Here is a 13,525-nt window from a genome sequence, read left to right on the forward strand (position 1 = left end):
GCAGACACAACCACCGAAGTCAACGAGGAGAACCATCCCATGAAACGCACGCTCACCGCCTCCGCCTGTCTCGTCGCGACCGGCCTCGCGGGCCTCATGGCCGCCGGCGCGGCGCAGGCCCAGGAGAAGGTCAAGATCGGTTTCATCACCGACATGTCGAGCCTCTACGCGGACGTGGAGGGCAAGAACGGCGCCCTCGCGATCCAGATGGCCATCGACGACTTCGGCGGCAAGGTCAACGGCATGCCCATCGAGCTGCTGCAGGCCGACCACCAGAACAAGGCCGACATCGCCGCCTCCAAGGCGCGCGAATGGATCGACACGCAGGGCCTGACCATGCTGTTCGGCGGCACCAGCTCGGGCACCGGCCTGGCCATGGCCAAGGTGGCGCAGGAGAAGAAGCGCGTGTTCGTCGTGAACGGCGCCGGCAGCTCGGCGCTCACCAACGAGCAGTGCAGCCCCTACACCGTGCACTACGCCTACGACACCGTGGCGCTGGCCAAGGGCACGGGCAGCGCGGTCATCGCGCGCGGCGACAAGAGCTGGTACTTCCTGACGGCCGACTACGCCTTCGGACAGGCCCTGGAAGCCGATGCATCCAAGGTCGTGAAGGAGAAGGGCGGCACCGTGGTGGGCAGCGTGAAGCATCCGCTGAACACCTCCGACTTCTCGTCGTTCCTGCTGCAGGCGCAGAACTCCAAGGCCCAGGTGCTGGCGCTCGCGAATGCGGGCGGCGACACGCAGAATGCAATCAAGGCAGCGAAGGAATTCGGCATCTCCAAGACCATGAAGATGGTCGGCCTGCTGGTGTTCGTGACCGACGTGCACAGCCTGGGCCTGAAGAACACCGAAGGCCTGCTGCTGACCACCAGCTGGGACTGGAACCTCGACGACAAGACGCGTGCCTTCGGCAAGCGCTTCTTCGAGAAGACCAAGCGCATGCCCACCGACATCCAGGCCGCCGACTACTCGGCCACCATGACCTACCTGAAGGCCGTGCAGGCCGCCAAGAGCACCGATGCCGACACGGTGATGGCGCAGATCAAGAAGACGCCGATCGACGACTTCTACGCCAAGGGCTATGTGCGCGAGGACGGCCGCTTCGTGCACGACATGTACCTGATGCAGGTCAAGTCGCCGGCCGAGTCCAAGCAGCCGTGGGACTACTACAAGGTGGTCCAGAAGCTCAAGGGCGAAGACGTCTACACGACGAAGGCCGAGAGCCGGTGCGCCCTCTGGAAGTGACCCTCCGCGGGCGCCATCGCGGCGCCCGGGTTCGTTGAAACGCCCATGAACATTTCCCTTTCCGGCCTGTTGAGCCAGCTCCTCCTGGGGCTGGTCAACGGCTCCTTCTACGCCATCCTGAGCCTCGGGCTGGCGGTGATCTTCGGCCTGCTCAACGTCATCAACTTCGCGCACGGCGCGCTGTTCATGATGGGCGCCATCCTGACCTGGATGGCCATGGAGTACCTCGGCATCAACTACTGGGTGATGCTGATCGCGGCGCCCATCGTCATCGGCATCTTCGGCATCCTGATCGAGCGCCTGCTGCTGCGCTGGATCTACAAGCTCGACCACCTCTACGGCCTGCTGCTCACGCTGGGCCTCACGCTGCTGATCGAAGGCGTGTTCCGCTCGGTCTACGGCGTCTCGGGCCTGGCCTACGACGCGCCCGACGCGCTGTCGAGCGCCACCGACCTCGGCTTCATGGTGCTGCCCAACTACCGCGCCTGGGTCGTCGTGGCTTCGCTGGCGGTGTGCTTCGCCACCTGGTACGTGATCGAGAAGACCCGCCTGGGCGCCTACCTGCGCGCCGGCACCGAGAACCCGCGCCTGGTGGAGGCCTTCGGCGTCAACGTGCCGCTGATGATCACGCTGACCTACGCCTTCGGTTGCGCGCTCGCGGCCTTCGCCGGCGTGCTGGCCGCGCCGGTCATCCAGGTGTCGCCGCTGATGGGGCAGAACCTCATCATCGTGGTGTTCGCCGTGGTCGTGATCGGCGGCATGGGCTCGATCATGGGCGCCATCCTCACCGGGCTGGGCCTGGGCGTGATCGAAGGTTTCACCAAGGTCTTCTACCCGGAGGCATCGTCAACGGTTGTGTTCGTGATCATGGTCATCGTGCTGCTCATCCGCCCCGCCGGCCTGTTCGGCAAAGAGAAATAAGGCGAGCGGCATGAACACGAAAAAGATCTCCCTTGTCGTCTACGCACTGCTGCTGGCCGCGCTGCTGGCGGCGCCGTTCTTCGGTGCGTACCCGGTGTTCGTGATGAAGCTCATGTGCTTCGCACTGTTCGCTGCGGCCTTCAACCTGCTGCTGGGCTTCACGGGCCTGCTGTCGTTCGGGCATGCGGCCTTCCTGGGCGGCTCCGCGTACGTTGCGGGGCATGCCATCAAGGTCTGGGGCCTCACGCCCGAGCTGGGCCTGGTCGCGGGCACGCTCACCGGCGCCTTCCTCGGCTGGCTCTTCGGCGTGCTGGCCATCCGCCGTCAGGGCATCTACTTCGCGATGATCACGCTGGCGCTCGCGCAGATGATGTTCTTCGTCGCGCTGCAGGCCAAGTTCACGGGCGGCGAAGACGGCCTGCAGGGCGTGCCGCGCGGCAAGCTCTTCGGCCTCATCGACCTGTCGAACGACCTCACCATGTACTACGTGGCGCTGGTGGTGGTCGTGCTGGCCTTCCTGCTGATCGTGCGCACCATCCACTCGCCGTTCGGGCAGGTGCTGAAGGGCATCAAGGAGAACGAGCCGCGCGCGTTGTCGCTGGGCTACGACGTGAGCCGCTTCAAGCTGCTGGCCTTCGTGATCTCCGCCGCGCTCTCGGGCCTCGCGGGTTCGCTCAAGACGCTGGTGCTGGGCTTCGCCACGCTGTCCGACGTGCACTGGACCGCGTCGGGCCAGGTCATCCTGATGACGCTGGTCGGCGGCCTGGGCACGCTGTCGGGTCCGCTGGTGGGCTCCGCCGTGGTCGTGCTGCTGGAGAACAAGATCGGCGAACTGGGCAACCTGCTCGCGCGCATCACCACGCTCGACTGGTTCAACACGCTGGGCGAGTCGGTGACCATGGTGACGGGCCTGATCTTCGTGATCTGCGTGCTTGCGTTCCGCAAGGGGATCATGGGCGAGATCATTGCGTTCATCGACCGGCGGCGCGCGAAGTAGCGCCCTGAGCAACGCAACGCAAGGCGCAGGGCCTGCATGAAGAAAGGGAGCCGAGGCTCCCTTTCTTCCTTGTCGCTCAGCCGTTCAGCAGTTGCCTTTCTTCGCCTGTCCCGGCGGGCAGAAATCGCGGCCGCGATCACCGCGGTCGCCGCGGTCACCGTGGTCATGGCCGCGCCCATGGTCGCGGTCGTGCCGGCGATGGTCGTCGCGGTCGTTCCATTCGCGTTCACGCTCGCGTTCGTGGCGGGCTTCGCGGTAGGCCTCGCGCTGGCGCCAGTCGCCTTCCGCCCAGCGCCAGCCGCCGCGGTCTTCGGTCCAGCGGCCCGGCGCGTACACATAGCCCGCGCGCTCGCGCTGCCAGCCGCCCTGGTGCCATGCATAGGCGCGGCCGTCCCAGGCCCAGCGGCCCGGCACCCAGACGAAGCCGCCGCGCGGTGGCGGCAGCGGTTCGTAGCGCGGCGGCGGCGGCGCGGCCATCACGAGGCCGGGCACGTTGATGTTGACCGAGACCTGCGCGTTGGCCGCCAGCGGGCTCGCGAGGATGGAAAGGGCGCCGGCCACGGCCAGCACGGCAAGTCGAATCTTCATGGGGGTCCTTGGTTTTTCGATTGATTTTTTGGGGAACATGGGTTCCAACGCCCTTGGCGCGGAATCGGTTGTCGGGGGACGGGTCACGGCGGCCAGCAGCCAGCGGCTGGCAGCCACCGCGCAACTACAGCTTCAGCGGCGCGGCATAGCCCGTCATCTCCAGGTAGCCGCGCCCCACGCGGCGCCCCTGCGCGTCGAGCAGGTCGCTCAGGCCTTCCCAGTACACGCCACCGGTCGATCCGCGGCTGTCGAGCTCCTGGTCGTCGAGGAGCGCCCGCACCTCGAAGTTGCCCGAGGGCGTGCGCACGCGCCATTGCGTCGGGTACTTCGCCTGGGTGCGCGGGCTGTCCCAGGACTTGACGGCGTCGAAGTGCACCTCGTCATTTGCGAAGATGCGCGCCGCGCCGTCGCGCGGGCGGAACGAGCCGCCGCCCCACAGCGCGCTGCCGTCGCTGCGCCGCAGGTGGAAGGCGGTGAGGGCGCTCCCGTCGTCGAGGTTCATGCCGATCCAGTCCCAGCCCACGGCCTGCGGGTGCATCAGCGCCTCGCTCCATTCGTGGTCGAGCCAGGCGGAGCCACCGACGTCGAAGGCCTGGCCCTTGAGCGTGAGCTTGCCCTGCGCCTTGAGCTGCGGTTCGCTGTAGTAGTAGCTCGCCTGCGATTCCTCTGGCCCTTTGCGCGACAGGCCGGCCTTGCCCTGCAGCAGCACGGGCTGCGTCGGCGTGAAGCGCAGGTCGAGCGTGAATTCGCCGGTGGGAATGCGCGCGGCGTAGATGCCGTTCTCGCGCACCAGCGACCAGTCGCGGATGCGCACGTCGGTGTCGCTCGCGCTCGCTTCCGCCACGCCGAAGCCGGCGCGCGCGATGCGCTGGTCGTGCAGCAGCACGCGGCCTTCGAGATCGGTGACGGCCGCGTGCGCGAACACGAGGTGCTTGGCGGCGAAAGCCGAGCGCATGCCCAGCGCGGCCTCGACGCGCGAGCGGAAGAAGGTCACCTGGAAGCCGAACTCGCGGCCCGCCGGCGTCTTCGCGTGGCCGGTGATGTACCACCACTCGGTGTGCAGGTCGGGGTGGCTGCCGAAGTCGCGCGGGAACTCGAGCCGGCGTTCGGGCAAGGCCCAGGCCGCCAACGGCCCGGCCGCGAGTGCCGCCAGCAGCAGGTCGCGGCGCGACAGCCGCGGGGGGCGAGACATCACGCGCCCACCAGCGCGTCGATGCGCTGCTGCACGGGGGCGATGTCGCCGAACGCGTTCTTCACCCATGCGGCGTCGTGGTAGCTCGGCAGGTAGCGCTCGCCCGCGTCGCACAGCAGCGACAGGATCGAGCCCTGCTGGCCGGCCGCGCGCATCTCGTTCGCAATGGCCAGCATGCCGGCGAAGTTGGTCCCGGTGGACGGGCCGACCTTGCGGCCCAGCAGCGCCGACAGCGCATGCATGGCGGCCACCGAATCGAGGTTGGGCACCTCGATCATCCGGTCGACCAGCGTGCGGATGAAGCTCGGTTCCACGCGCGGGCGGCCGATGCCCTCGATGCGCGAGCCTGCGGCGGTGAGCGTGGTGTCGCCGGTGCGGTGGTAGGCCGAGAACACCGAGCCTTCGGGGTCGGCCACGCACACCTGCGTGTCGTGGCAGCGAAAGCGCAGGTAGCGCCCGATGGTGGCGCTGGTGCCGCCGGTGCCGGCGCCCACCACGATCCACTTCGGCACCGGATGGCGCTCGCGCGCCATCTGCTGGAACATGCTCTCGGCGATGTTGTTGTTGCCACGCCAGTCGGTCGCGCGTTCGGCGTAGGTGAACTGGTCCATGTAGTGGCCGCCGGTGCGCTCGGCGAGGGCGCGGGCTTCTTCGTAGACCTGCGCGGCGTGGTCGACGAAGTGGCAGCTCGCGCCGTAGAAGGCAATCTGGGCGACCTTCTCGGGGGAGGTGGTGCGGGGCATCACGGCGATGAAGGGGAGGCCCAGGAGGCGGGCGAAGTAGGCCTCGCTCACCGCCGTGGAACCGCTCGATGCCTCGACGATGGTGGTGCCTTCGCGGACCCAGCCGTTGCACAGCGCATAGAGAAAGAGCGAACGCGCGAGGCGGTGCTTGAGGCTGCCTGTGGGGTGGGTGGACTCGTCTTTCAGGTACAGGTCGATGCCCTGCGCTGCCAGCGAGGGCAGGGGCAGCGGGATCAGGTGCGTGTCTGCGCTGCGCTGGTAGTCGGCCTCGATGCGGCGGATGGCGGTGTCGAGCCAGTTGGCGCTGGTGGTCGAGTTGAGGTGCGGTGAGGGCTGCTGCATGGGGGAAGTCTACAAGTCGTGTGTTGTGGGAGCCATGGCCTTGTTTGGTTTCCGGGGCCGGGTCTCGCCCGGCAGGCGACCTGCTTTTCTTTGCTTCGCCAAAGAAAAGTAGGCGAAAGAAAGGCGACCCTGCTGTCTGCGTCCCTCCGCTTCGCTGCGGGAAAGCTGCGGTGTTCACGTTTCGCGGGGCCCCACCCAAACTCGCTTCGTTAACAGCTGCGAGCCCTGATCCGCGAAACGCTCCGCTCCTCGGCGCAGCCAGAAGGGCTTGGGGACCGGTCGGGCCTTTGCTTCGCTCGGCCAGTGGGCACTGGCAGCGCTTTGCGCTTTCAGTGCCCGGCTGCCTTGTGGGCCTACCAGTCTTCCTTTACCGCCAGCACCGCATCTTTCCCTGCCGCAGCCCTGCCTGCCATCCATGCGGTCACTGTTCCCGCCGCAACCACCGCCGCACACAACCCCAGCAACCGCTCCCACGGCACCAGCAAGTCCATGCTCCAGTGGAAGCTCTGCGGGTTCACCACTTTCACCAGCACCACGGACACAGCCAGCCCGAGTCCCAACCCGGCGACAGCGCCGATGGCGGTCCATGCCGCGCCTTCGCCCGCGACCACCGCGAGCACCTGCCGGCGCGTGAAGCCCAGGTGCACGAGCAGACCGAACTCCTTGCGCCTTGCCAGCACCTGCGCGCTGAAGCTCGCGGCAATGCCGAACAGGCCGATGGCGATGGCCACGGCCTGCAGCCAGTAGGTCACGGCGAAGCTGCGGTCGAAGATGCGCAGCGAGGTCACGCGGATCTGGCCGACGGACGCGATCTCCACCGACTCCGCGGAGCCGCCGCCCTGCCGCGCCGCCAGCGCGCGCACGGCGGCCTGCACCTCGCCTTCGGCGGCGCCGGGCGCGAGCCACAGCGCGACGTCGCTCACGTTGCGCTCGCCGGTGATGCGCTCGTAGTCGCGCGCGTCCATCGTGATGGCACCGAACTGCCGCGCATAGTCGCGCCACACGCCGGCCACGAAGAAGGTCTGCGGCGTCTTCGACGCGGTCGCGAGGCCCATCGCGTCCGACAGCGGCGCGAACACGGTGCCGGGTTTGGCGCCGTACAGCTCGACCATCGGCTCGCTCACGTAGATGCCGATCTGGCCCTCGGGCACCGGCACGGCCGTGCCCACCAGCGGCAGCGACTGGGTGGCGCCACCCTCGAGGCTGCGCGCAATGAGGGCCACGGCGGGCCGCGTGGCGTCGAGTTGCAGCGACTGGGTGCGCAGCGTGCCGGTGCGCGCCACGCCGGGCAACTGCGCCAGCGACTGCACGAAGGCCGGCGCGAAGGTGGCGGTGTCGGTGCTGCTGCTGTTGCCGGTGTTGCTGCCGCGCCCGCCCGAGGTGGCGCGCACGTACAGGTCGGCGGGCAGCACCACGTCGAGCCATTGCGTGACCGAGTCGCGGAAGCTCGCGACCATCACGGTGAGCGCGACGGCCAGGCTCAGGCTGGCGACCACGCCGCTGACCGCCACTGCCGCGGTGCCGCGCATGCGCCGCGCGCGCTCCACGGCCAGCATGGGCAGCACGCGCTGCGCGAACAGCGGCGCGATGCGGTCGTACAGCAGCGCGATGAGCCAGGGCAGGGCGGTGATGCCGCCCACCAGCAGGCAGGCCACCGACAGGTACGCCGCCACCGGAATGCCGCCGATGGCAGGCACGTTGGCCAGCACGGCGCCCAGCGTGATGAGGCCGAGCGCGAGCCAGTGGCTGTTGCCGTGCGTGGGCGCAGCGCCCAGGCCCTTAAGCGTCTGCGCTTCGGGCAGCGCCTGCGCCGCGCGCGCGGGCCACCAGCCGCCGACCAGCGCGGCGGCCACGCCCAGGCCGCCGTAGAGCAGCGCGGCGCCGGCGCTCCAGTGCAATGTGGGCGCAACGCCTTCGAAGTAGCCGCCGCCCAGGTCGCCGCCGAGCACCTTCAGCGCGAAGGCCGCGAGCGCGGTGCCCAGCGCGAGGCCGGCGAGGCTGCCGATGAGACCGAGCACCAGCGATTCGGCCAGCACCAGCTTCAGCCGCTCGCGCGGCGTGAGGCCGAGCACGCCGAGCAGCGCGAACTGCTGAGCGCGCTTGGCCACGCTGAGCGCGAGCACCGAGAACACCAAGAACGCGCCCGTGAACAACGCCACCAGCGCCAGCACCGTGAGGTTGACGCGGTAGGCGCGCGAGAGGTTGCTCACGCGCTCGGCGGCGTCGCCCGGTTCGGCGAACTGCACGCCGGCGGGCCAGTCGGGCGACTTCTGCAGCGCGGCCATGAAGGTGGCGCGGTCGGTGCCGGGCGCGAGCCGCAGGTCGATGCGGCTCAGGCGTCCGCCCTGGCCGAAGAGGTCTTGCGCGGCGGCGATGTCCATCACCGCGAGGGCCGTGCCGCTGGCGGCGACGTGGCCGGCCACGGTGAGCTTCTGCCATGCGTCGCCGCTGCGCAGCTGCACCGTCTCGCGTGTGCCGGCGGGTGCTTGCGCGGGCAGGCCGAGCGCGCTGCGCGCGGCGGCGTTGAGGAACACCTGGCCCGGCGCGAACAGCGCGAAGCGGTCGGCGCCGGCCGCCGGCTGCGGCATCAGCGCGGGCGCGATGGTCGGCAGCACGAGCGCGTCGATGCCGATCACGCGCATCGGCACCTGCTGCTCGCCGGCCAGCGCCAGGCCCTGGAACTCGACCACGGGACTGGCGAGCGTCACCTGCGGGTGCCGCGCGAGCCGGGCGAACACGGCCTCGTCGAAGCCGCCCTGCACGGCGCGCACTTCCAGGTCGGGCTGTCCGTTCACCGAGCGCACGGCGCTGGAGAACTCGTCGAGCGCGGAGGCGTTGATCAGCTGCACCGAGAACGCCAGCGCCACGCCCAGCATCACGGCCAGCACGGCGGCCGCGTTGCGCCAGGGGTGGTGGCGGAGTTCCTGCCAGGAGAAGGTGGTGAGCAATGCGCGCATCACCCGATTGTGGCGGCGCAAGAAAGGTTACACGGGCGTGGCACCATGGCGCCTCTTTCGATCCCCGATCTTCGACGACGCCAGAGGAATCCGACGATGCGGCTGTTGCCCTCCGACCTGTACCGCCGCTGCTTCGCGGCCTGGCTGCTCGCGCCGTTGCTGGCCGGCCATGCGGCGGCGCAGCTTCAATCTGCCCCGCCGTTGTCCGTGCCGTCCGCACTGTCTCTGGCCAGCGAACCCGCGGTGCTGGCCAAGGCCGCGCTCGGCGCCGAGCGCGGCACGCTGGTGGTCGGCACGCTGCGCAACGGGCAGGCGGCCTACGGTGCGGCCTACAACCCCGAGCCGCCGTCCACGCCGCGCCCGATCGCGGCCAACAGCGCCGAGCAGCCGATGTTCGAGATCGGCTCGGTCACCAAGGTGTTCACCGGCCTGCTGCTCGCGCAGGCGGTGGAGCGCGGCGACCTGAAGCTCGACGACACGGTCGGCAAGCTGCTCGAGGGCAAGGCCGACGGCAAGGTGGAAGGGCTCGCGCCGGCCGTGGCTTCGGTCACGCTGCGCCAGCTGGTCACGCACACCGGCTGCATGCCCGTGATGGCCGACGGCGTCACGGGTGGCGCGCCGCTGGCCGAGCAGTTCCGCAGCTTCGACAGGCCGATGTTCTGGGCGGCGCTGGCGCGCATCAGGCTCACGGCCGCCGCGCCGCCGTGCGAGGCGGCATACAGCAACTTCGGCATGGCGCTGCTCGGGCAGTTGCTGGCGGAGCACTACAAGACCTCGTGGGGCGAACTGGTGCGCGCGCGCATCACCGAGCCGCTGGGCATGAACGACACCGTGATCCCGCTCGGCGACAAGGCCTCGCGCATGGCCCCGGCCTTTGCCGGCGACCGCCGCCAGCCGCTGTTCGACATGCAGGCCTACGCGCCGGCCAGCGCGCTGCGCTCCACGGCCGCCGACATGATGACCTTCAGCCGCGCCATTCTCGCGGGCGCCGGCGGCCCGCTGGGCCCGGCGGCGGCGCGCATGCTCACACCGCTGGCGCGCTACGAGGGCGCCGAGATCGGCTACGCGGTGATGGTGCGCGGGCCCGAGGGCGGGCGCCGCACCTACTGGCACGCGGGCCTCACCGAGGGCTACCGCACGCTGTGGCTGCTGGCGCCCGACACCGGCGAGGCGCTGGTCGTGCTCAGCAGCAACGCGCGCGCGCCGATGCAGCCGGTGATGCTGGCCATCGGCAAGAGCCGCTACCCGGTGTCGAGCGTCGAGGTGCCGATCGATCCCGCGCGGCTGGACGACTACAAGGGCGAGTTCCGCGTGAGCAGGACCAAGGTGCTGGTGTTCACGGTGCGCAGCGGCAAGCTGCTGGTGCGCGAGACGGGGCGCGGCTACAACGCGCTCACGCCCACGGGCACCGACCGCTTCGCCGTGACGGCCATCGGCGCGCAGCTGGTGTTCCGGCGCGACGAGCGCAATGCGGTGGTCGGCGTCACGCTGGCGCAGGGCGGCAGCCAGCTCGAGGCGCGGCGCACGGGCGAAGCCACGTCCGTGCAGCAGGAGTAGAGGCCCGGGCTCAGCCTGCGAGCGCCAGCAGCTGGTCGGCCATCTGCTCGATGTCGCCGCGCATCACCAGCTTGTCGCGCCAGTCCCGCGGAATGGCGTCCGCGCCGTAGAAGGCGCCCGCGAGCTGTCCGCAGATGGCCGCGGTGGTGTCGGCGTCGTCGCCCAGGTTGGTGGCGGCCAGCACGGCTTCTTCGAACGAACCGGTGTGCGCGAAGCACCAGAGCGCCGCTTCGAGCGACTCGACGCAGTAGCCCGAGCCCTTGATCTGCGCGACCGGTTTCGCGGCGTAGTCGCCACGCGCCAGCGCGGCGACCTTGTCGCTCAACGGGGCCAGCGGCGCCGTCGAAAGAATCGCCGCCTTGCCTTCACCATGCAATGCCGCGCGCAACTGCAGCGCAAAGAGCTGCGAGCACCCGATGGCTTCGAGCGCGCCGTGCGTCGTGCGCGTGCTCTCGCCGGCCTGCTGCCAGGTGGCTTGCGCGCTGGCCGCGTAGAACATCGGCACGGGCGCGAGCCGCATCAGCGCGCCGTTGCCGGCGGTGCGCGGGTCGGGGTCGCCCGCGAACGGATCGCCCGACGCGAGGTAGCGGGTGAGGGCGCCCGACACCGTCAGGCCGATGTCGAAACAGTTCCCTGTGCTGCTCATGTAGCCCACGCTGCGCCAGTTGCAGTAGCGGTTCATCTGGTCGACCGCGTCGAAGCCCTTGCAGTGCAGCAGGCTGGCCGCGAGGCACAACGCCATCGAGGTGTCGTCGGTCCATTCGCCCGCGATCAACCCGAAGGGGCCGCCGCCCTGCATGCCGGTCACGGGCGCGAAGCTGCCGCGCGGGCGGAACTCGACCGTGGTGCCCACGGCGTCGCCGCAGGCCAGGCCCAGCAGGCAGCCGCGGTAGCGATCGGCGCCGGTCATCGCGGCTGCCTCAGCGCGTCGCGCGCGGCCATGAGTGCAAAGCCCAGCAGGTTCAGGCCTTTCCATTCGCGCGGGTCTTGCGCGGCGGGGTCGGTGGCGGCCAGGCCGATGCCCCAGATCGCGTCGACCGGGCTGGCCTCCACCAGCACCTGGTGGCCGGTGCCGAGCAGGAACGCGCCGAGCGCCGGGTTCTGCGCGAACTTCTCGACGTTGCCCCGCGTCACGATGTCCAGGCGCGCGGCCACCCAGGCCGTCTCTTCGAAGCCGCGGATCTCGCGGCCCAGCTTCTTGGCCTCGCCGGGCGTGCGGGCCGCGAGGATGCGCTCGCAGGTTGCCTCGTCGCCGAACAGGCGCGCCTTGCCGGCCATCATGAAGTGTTCGGCCGTGCGGTACCTGATGCCATCGGCCTTGAACCCGGCCTCGAACCACTGGCTGAAGCAGCTCTTGTTCACGCCGGTCCTCGGCGCCTGGTGACCCCAGAACAGCAGGTACTCGGGGCGGTGGCCTTGTGCGAAATAGGCGGGCAGGTCGCGGGTGCTTCGCGGCGCGGCTGCCTGGTTCGGTGTGTCGGTCGTCATTTTTTCTCTCTCCTTGTTGTTCAGTCTCAGGTGCCGATGTCGAGCACATGCTCCACCGGCAGTTGCAGCGCGGGGTCATCGTCTTGCGCGAGCGGGCGCTGCGTGTCCACGAAGGCGCGCATGTCGATGACCTCCAGCAGTTCTTCGTGCGCGAAGGCTGCGAGGGTACGTCCGCGCAGGCCGAGCTGGATCGCGCGGCGCTCCAGCTTGCCGCCGCGCGGCGAGTGGTCGGGGTCCCATTGCAGGCGCACCTCGGAGCGGCCGACGGCTTCCTGCCATGCCTCTCGGCTCGGGTAGCCGGCCTGGCTCGCGTTGAACGTCGAAGGCACCGCCTCGCGCACCACGCGCTCGAAGAACGCGCGGCGCAGCCGCAGGCCCAGCGTGACCTCCTGGCCTTCCTTGGTGCCCCAGCCGCTGCGGTACATCATCCACAGGAAGTTCGGCTTGATCCAGCTCATGCGCGAAAGGCTGAAGGCCGGGCCGTCGAGCCGGCCGTGGCGAATGGCGTACTCGCCGATCTCGGGGCGATAGGCCTGGTACACGACGATGGAATGCGCGTCGTGGTGGGCCAGGATGTGTTGCCCGCTTTTCGGCCAGCGCGCGCGCTGCGCGATGTGCCGTTCGGTGGGCAGGGGTGTGACAGCGTCGTTCATTTGTTCTTGTTCCTTCGTTGTAGTTCTTGTGATTTCCATGAAAGTTGCCCTGTACAACTAATCAAGGGTTGTATAGTACAACTAATAAATCCGGAGTCAAGCCATCCTGTGAACACGCCCTCGCCCAGGTTCCCGCCCCTGACCTTTCCGCGCCCGCTGGTCACGGTCGACGTGGTGATGTTCACCGTGCGCGAAGACGCGCTGCAGGTGCTGCTGGTGAAGCGGCCCGCCGACACCGACGAGCCGTTTCCCGGCAAGTGGGCGCTGCCGGGCGGCTTCGTGAACATCGACGAAGACGCCACGCTGCTGGCCTGCGCGCAGCGCAAGCTGCGTGAGAAGACCGGCGTGGTCACGCCCTACCTCGAGCAGCTCGGCAGTTGGGGCGGGGCGCAGCGCGACCCGCGCGGCTGGTCGACCACGCACTGCTTCTATGCGCTGATTCCGGTGCAGGCGATGCAGTTGCGCAGCGGCGCCAACGCGGCCGAAGTGGCGTGGTTCGAGGTCGATGCGGCATCGCGCAAGCGGCTGGCCTTCGACCATGGCGAGCTGCTCGACGCGGCCATCGCCCGGCTGCGCAGCAAGGTCGAATACACGTCGCTGCCGGCCTTCCTGCTCGAGGAGCCGTTCACGCTGCCCGCGCTGCAGCACACCTACGAAGTGGTGCTGGGCCGCGACATCGACAAGAGCGCTTTCCGCAAGCGCATGCTCGACGGCGAGTTCATGGAAGAAGCCGGCATGGTCACCGGCAGCCTGGGCCGCCCGGCCATGAGCTACCGGCTGCGCGACCGCTCGCAGGCGGCGCTCTTTCCGCGCACCTTCAACACGAAATAGTCTGCACAGGG

12 protein-coding genes are annotated in these 13,525 nt (G+C 69.4%); 5 read left to right on the forward strand and 7 right to left on the reverse strand.

All coding sequences use genetic code 11. The features are described 5' to 3' along the window. The first annotated feature begins 39 nt into the window (after nt 1-39). The 3 genes from BM013_RS16055 to BM013_RS16065 are packed head-to-tail and all read left to right on the forward strand — an operon-like array spanning nt 40 to nt 3,163. On the forward strand, nt 40-1,245 hold the full coding sequence (locus tag BM013_RS16055; protein ID WP_093128609.1) for an ABC transporter substrate-binding protein: 1,206 nt from the start codon (nt 40-42) through the stop codon (nt 1,243-1,245). 45 nt (nt 1,246-1,290) lie between these two features. Then, nucleotides 1,291-2,166, forward strand: coding sequence for a branched-chain amino acid ABC transporter permease (locus BM013_RS16060; protein WP_093128610.1), 876 nt, complete (start codon nt 1,291-1,293; stop codon nt 2,164-2,166). A gap of 10 nt (nt 2,167-2,176) precedes the next feature. Then, entirely contained in the window at nt 2,177-3,163 is a 987-nt protein-coding gene (locus BM013_RS16065; RefSeq protein WP_093128612.1) for a branched-chain amino acid ABC transporter permease, read from the forward strand. Between the two features lie 84 nt (nt 3,164-3,247). Here BM013_RS16065 and BM013_RS16070 read toward each other — a convergent pair whose 3' ends face one another. From BM013_RS16070 to BM013_RS16085, 4 genes are all read right to left on the reverse strand, one after another. Beyond that, nucleotides 3,248-3,751, reverse strand: a complete 504-nt coding sequence (locus tag BM013_RS16070) for a YXWGXW repeat-containing protein (protein WP_093128613.1) — start codon at nt 3,749-3,751, stop codon at nt 3,248-3,250. 124 nt (nt 3,752-3,875) lie between these two features. Next, nucleotides 3,876-4,943, reverse strand: a complete 1,068-nt coding sequence (locus BM013_RS16075) for a lipocalin-like domain-containing protein (protein ID WP_093128615.1) — start codon at nt 4,941-4,943, stop codon at nt 3,876-3,878. Next, a complete protein-coding gene (locus tag BM013_RS16080) occupies nt 4,943-6,028 on the reverse strand; it encodes a PLP-dependent cysteine synthase family protein (RefSeq protein ID WP_093128616.1) in 1,086 nt (361 codons plus the stop codon). The genes BM013_RS16075 and BM013_RS16080 overlap by 1 nt, the downstream gene beginning before the upstream one ends. A 353-nt stretch (nt 6,029-6,381) precedes the next feature. Then, on the reverse strand, nt 6,382-8,985 hold the full coding sequence (locus BM013_RS16085; RefSeq protein WP_093128618.1) for an FtsX-like permease family protein: 2,604 nt from the start codon (nt 8,983-8,985) through the stop codon (nt 6,382-6,384). 96 nt (nt 8,986-9,081) lie between these two features. On the opposite strand from BM013_RS16085, the gene BM013_RS16090 reads away from it, so the two are divergent. Beyond that, a complete protein-coding gene (locus BM013_RS16090; protein WP_093128619.1) occupies nt 9,082-10,542 on the forward strand; it encodes a serine hydrolase domain-containing protein in 1,461 nt (486 codons plus the stop codon). A gap of 10 nt (nt 10,543-10,552) precedes the next feature. Here the strand turns inward: BM013_RS16090 and BM013_RS16095 are convergent, their stop codons facing one another. From BM013_RS16095 to BM013_RS16105, 3 genes are read right to left on the reverse strand one after another with little or no spacing between them, the layout of a single operon-like run. Further along, the gene (locus tag BM013_RS16095; protein ID WP_093128620.1) at nt 10,553-11,452 is read right to left on the reverse strand and encodes an ADP-ribosylglycohydrolase family protein; all 900 of its coding nucleotides are present in this window, start codon (nt 11,450-11,452) and stop codon (nt 10,553-10,555) included. Next, nucleotides 11,449-12,030 (reverse strand): NADAR family protein, encoded by a 582-nt coding sequence (locus BM013_RS16100; protein WP_093128621.1) that lies wholly within the window; start codon nt 12,028-12,030, stop codon nt 11,449-11,451. The genes BM013_RS16095 and BM013_RS16100 overlap by 4 nt, the downstream gene beginning before the upstream one ends. Nucleotides 12,031-12,056: 26 nt before the next feature. Beyond that, entirely contained in the window at nt 12,057-12,683 is a 627-nt protein-coding gene (locus tag BM013_RS16105; protein ID WP_093128622.1) for a DUF4291 domain-containing protein, read from the reverse strand. Nucleotides 12,684-12,791: 108 nt separating this feature from the next. On the opposite strand from BM013_RS16105, the gene BM013_RS16110 reads away from it, so the two are divergent. Beyond that, nucleotides 12,792-13,514, forward strand: a complete 723-nt coding sequence (locus BM013_RS16110; RefSeq protein ID WP_093128623.1) for an NUDIX hydrolase — start codon at nt 12,792-12,794, stop codon at nt 13,512-13,514. Nucleotides 13,515-13,525 lie beyond the last annotated feature (11 nt).

The organism is Variovorax sp. OK605, from assembly GCF_900115445.1.
Taxonomy (GTDB): Bacteria; Pseudomonadota; Gammaproteobacteria; order Burkholderiales; family Burkholderiaceae_C; genus Variovorax.

What these genes read in the sequence shown, in the direction of transcription:
- BM013_RS16055 (WP_093128609.1), top strand. Translation starts at nt 40, where the DNA reads ATGAAACGCACGCTCACCGCCTCCGCCTGTCTCGTCGCGACCGGCCTC.
- BM013_RS16060 (WP_093128610.1), top strand. Translation starts at nt 1,291, where the DNA reads ATGAACATTTCCCTTTCCGGCCTGTTGAGCCAGCTCCTCCTGGGGCTG.
- BM013_RS16065 (WP_093128612.1), top strand. Translation starts at nt 2,177, where the DNA reads ATGAACACGAAAAAGATCTCCCTTGTCGTCTACGCACTGCTGCTGGCC.
- BM013_RS16070 (WP_093128613.1), bottom strand. Translation starts at nt 3,751, where the DNA reads ATGAAGATTCGACTTGCCGTGCTGGCCGTGGCCGGCGCCCTTTCCATC.
- BM013_RS16075 (WP_093128615.1), bottom strand. Translation starts at nt 4,943, where the DNA reads ATGTCTCGCCCCCCGCGGCTGTCGCGCCGCGACCTGCTGCTGGCGGCA.
- BM013_RS16080 (WP_093128616.1), bottom strand. Translation starts at nt 6,028, where the DNA reads ATGCAGCAGCCCTCACCGCACCTCAACTCGACCACCAGCGCCAACTGG.
- BM013_RS16085 (WP_093128618.1), bottom strand. Translation starts at nt 8,985, where the DNA reads ATGCGCGCATTGCTCACCACCTTCTCCTGGCAGGAACTCCGCCACCAC.
- BM013_RS16090 (WP_093128619.1), top strand. Translation starts at nt 9,082, where the DNA reads ATGCGGCTGTTGCCCTCCGACCTGTACCGCCGCTGCTTCGCGGCCTGG.
- BM013_RS16095 (WP_093128620.1), bottom strand. Translation starts at nt 11,452, where the DNA reads ATGACCGGCGCCGATCGCTACCGCGGCTGCCTGCTGGGCCTGGCCTGC.
- BM013_RS16100 (WP_093128621.1), bottom strand. Translation starts at nt 12,030, where the DNA reads ATGACGACCGACACACCGAACCAGGCAGCCGCGCCGCGAAGCACCCGC.
- BM013_RS16105 (WP_093128622.1), bottom strand. Translation starts at nt 12,683, where the DNA reads ATGAACGACGCTGTCACACCCCTGCCCACCGAACGGCACATCGCGCAG.